The organism is Alistipes sp. HGB5 (assembly GCF_000183485.2).
GTDB lineage: Bacteria > Bacteroidota > Bacteroidia > Bacteroidales > Rikenellaceae > Alistipes > Alistipes finegoldii.
This window is the reverse complement of the sequence record NZ_AENZ01000007.1, coordinates 1-2090: the sequence shown is the minus strand read 5'-3', so window position 1 is coordinate 2090 and position 2090 is coordinate 1. Positions and strand designations below refer to the sequence as shown.

Below are 2090 nucleotides of genomic sequence, written 5' to 3'. Positions count from 1 at the left end.
CTGTACGATGCCTACGAGTTGCTTGCGCTTACTGAACTTTTCTACCGCCGGAAGCTGCGGAAGACCCTCTCCCGGATACCGCAGTTCGAGGTGCGCTGATCCGTTCGTGCTGAAAGGGACTGACTGCATCCGCAGCAGTCTCTTTTTGTTTTGAGACAGCACGAATAATAATTAAAAATCCCTTTGTGAACGCCGTCTGCGGGGCAAGATAGCGTCAGGGGCTTACGCCCTTTTCGGCTTTTTCGCACGATCTCCACCCTTCGGGTCGTATCGCCCCTCAAAAATTTGCCTTGTCCGTGCCGTCGCTGAATATCCCGCCCCGAAGCCGGCTTCTCTCTTTCATAGCGGGGATCTGCCGGCCTTATGTCAAACTAAAATCCATTTCGAATATGAAGAATCAGAAATTCGAGATTGCGGTAGCGGGTTACGACTACCGTTTTAAGACCTACGCCCGGGACGGCGTGGAGGCATCGGTAAAGGTGAAATGTTTCCTCGGACGACCCGATGCCGAGTGTACGATCCTTATTCCGACGTTGAACGACGACCTGCGGGAAACTGAATCCTGCCGCAGGCAGGTTGCTCAGCGATGAGAAAGTGGATCGATCAGTCGACCTTCGACGAGCTGCTGCTCGCCAATGCCGAGGATAACATAGAGCGGGCTATTCGAAGCGCATCGGCCGTATTGGAAGCGGTGCAGGAGTTCGTTCCGGAGGCAGCCTTGTTCTATCGTGTTACACACGCCGCAGACAGCCTGAAGAACTATTTCGAGGAAGCCTGCACCGGCTTCTGGAGAAACGGCATCCTGTTTCTCGTCCGCCAATACTTCTATCCGAAACCTTATTACGACTTCCGATTCGATTGGTCGTTCTTCCGATATGCGGACAACTACTCCTACGGCAAGGCTTTCGACAAACAAACCGCTCCGAACCGTATCGGGGTCTTCACCAAAAAGAAGATCGACGACTGGGTGGAATACCTCACGCAGGGTTTCCGGAATCTCGAACGGATCGATGCGGAGAACGAACGCAAAATGACCGGGTACCGCAACCGGTTGGAGGCTCTGTCCGATGTGGTTTGGGTTCATGACAAAAGTCACGGCCAGATCATTCGTAACGGCCTGACCTATACTTTCGATATCCGGCAGACGGATTACAGCGAAAAGATCTCTTTGGACTATCGGTGCCGCACGCTCGACGATTTCCTTGCACTCTCCGACAATAAATTCACACCTAAACCTTAAACGACTATGGAACGAAACATTATTATCGAAAATATCTGCACTGCGTGCCGCTGCGGCGAACGTCGCGCCGAGGAATATTTGACCGCGGAACTTCGCAACCTGCGGGAACTGCGGGATGCCGGGGCTCTGTGCTACGGCGATCTTGAAACGGCCTGTTCTGGGCTGGGACTGGACTTCGATTATACGGACTATTTCTGTCAGGCCTTGTCACTGAACTAACTCCGATTTACGATGAACAATCTTTGTTTCAACCGTTTCACACTGCGGACGGACGATGCGAAAACCCGCCGTAAAATCCTTCGCTGGCTGGCGCTCAACTACCGCTTGTACGAATACATCCCCTCGGAGGCAGAGATCCGCGGACGGTTCATCTCGCGCAAACCCTTTCCCGCCGAAGCGCTCCGGCGCCAGATCGGGAAACTGCGCGGCGACAGGACTCTGTTCCTGCGGATTGTCTCTACGGACTTATACTCGCTCTATGTGGAAGGTAATGTCTATCTGCTCGGGGCGTGGCACCGAATCTTTCTTTAATAACCTGCCGCCTGCTCCGCAACGAGCGGGCGGCGTCATTTCCATATCATGGCATACGAATCATCCATTCCTTTCGCGGATATCAGGGATTTCCGCGAGGCCGAGATCAACGGCATCTCTGCTCTTTTCACTATGTGTCGCCTCGATTCCGAAACCCTTCCCGCCGATTTTCATTCGTGCGAGGTCATGGGCGGTAGGGGCAGCGATTTCCAGTGGCTCGTTCCGCTGGCTTTGGCAAACTTCACCGGAACGTTCGTCTCCCGGCAGCCCCTGCTCCGGGAAGGACAGGCGTACGCTGAAATACGCCGGTACGGCATCT

5 protein-coding genes are annotated in these 2090 nt (G+C 54.0%); all 5 read left to right on the top strand.

Annotation, left to right across the window (positions count from 1 at the left end):
- Positions 1 to 389 precede the first annotated feature (389 nt).
- Positions 390 to 590: a hypothetical protein gene (locus tag HMPREF9720_RS01105; RefSeq protein ID WP_039939501.1), complete on the top strand. Its 201-nt coding sequence runs from the start codon at positions 390 to 392 to the stop codon at positions 588 to 590.
- Entirely contained in the window at positions 587 to 1240 is a 654-nt protein-coding gene (locus tag HMPREF9720_RS01100; protein WP_009596291.1) for a hypothetical protein, read from the top strand. The genes HMPREF9720_RS01105 and HMPREF9720_RS01100 overlap by 4 nt, the downstream gene beginning before the upstream one ends.
- Positions 1241 to 1246: 6 nt before the next feature.
- Positions 1247 to 1459 (top strand): hypothetical protein, encoded by a 213-nt coding sequence (locus HMPREF9720_RS01095; RefSeq protein ID WP_009596292.1) that lies wholly within the window; start codon positions 1247 to 1249, stop codon positions 1457 to 1459.
- Between the two features lie 12 nt (positions 1460 to 1471).
- Positions 1472 to 1771, top strand: a complete 300-nt coding sequence (locus HMPREF9720_RS01090) for a hypothetical protein (protein WP_009596290.1) — start codon at positions 1472 to 1474, stop codon at positions 1769 to 1771.
- Between the two features lie 48 nt (positions 1772 to 1819).
- Positions 1820 to 2090, top strand: a 271-nt coding sequence (locus HMPREF9720_RS01085; RefSeq protein WP_039939498.1) for an LPD28 domain-containing protein, incomplete at its 3' end; no start/stop codon positions are given.